This is a genomic window from Idiomarina sp. 28-8, from assembly GCF_000320945.2.
GTDB lineage: Bacteria > Pseudomonadota > Gammaproteobacteria > Enterobacterales > Alteromonadaceae > Idiomarina > Idiomarina loihiensis.
The window spans coordinates 1-852 of the sequence record NZ_BANL01000054.1 but is presented as its reverse complement, the minus strand read 5'-3'; the positions used below and the strand labels follow the sequence as shown (position 1 = coordinate 852).

Annotated in this window: 2 tRNA genes and 1 rRNA gene; all 3 read right to left on the bottom strand. The window is 50.4% G+C overall.

The window, feature by feature from the left end:
* Positions 1-145: ribosomal RNA gene (locus RJ32_RS00095) — 23S ribosomal RNA — on the bottom strand; the annotation flags it as partial.
* 249 nt (positions 146-394) lie between these two features.
* A tRNA-Ala gene (locus RJ32_RS00090) sits at positions 395-470 on the bottom strand.
* A 251-nt stretch (positions 471-721) separates the two neighbouring features.
* Positions 722-798 (bottom strand) — tRNA-Ile (locus tag RJ32_RS00085).
* Positions 799-852 lie beyond the last annotated feature (54 nt).

Here is an 852-nt window from a genome sequence, read left to right as displayed (position 1 = left end):
GTGTGCAAGCACACTGGGTTTCCCCATTCGGAAATCCATGACTCAAGTGCCTCTTACTGGCTTATCATGGCTTATCGCAAGTTAGTACGTCCTTCATCGCCTCCAACTGCCTAGGCATCCACCGTGTACGCTTAGTCACTTAACCATACAACCCGAAGGTGTCTGGCATACGTGACCAAGATTGTTTGTTCTCGCTGTACACAAGTTCGATACGCCTCTACCAAATCAGTTTGTTCAAGTAGAGTGGCATTCTTACTTATAAATATTACAATCAGCTTTTCATGTTGTTAAAGAGCACGTAACAATGAGTTACCGGTAAACATTCTTGTTTAAGAGTGCTTAACGCTAACCATCGCTCCTGACGTGAACGTCAGGCTACGTTTAAGAGAAGAAATGGTGGAGCCAAGCGGGATCGAACCGCTGACCTCCTGCGTGCAAGGCAGGCGCTCTCCCAGCTGAGCTATGGCCCCTTTTGGTGCGTGGCTTTGCGATAACACTCCAGCGCCGCGTTACTGCACCTCATTCGCTCAGTCACGTACCAACGTACGCTCCTTCACTCATATCGGCTTGCGCCTTGCTCTGAAGCGTTCTCGCTGCGCTTAAACATCGCAAGCTTGAATCGCTAAACCCGATAAGGGAATTTCAAGCGAGGGTAAGGCGGAAGCCGGGGAAGTGTACATCAGTACACGACTCGGGTTCCAACGCAGCCATCGCGCAGAAATGGTGGGTCTGGGCAGACTTGAACTGCCGACCTCACCCTTATCAGGGGTGCGCTCTAACCAGCTGAGCTACAGACCCAGTTTTCTTCTCTTTTAATATCAAGCCTGCAAACTGTGTGGACACTCACGTCCG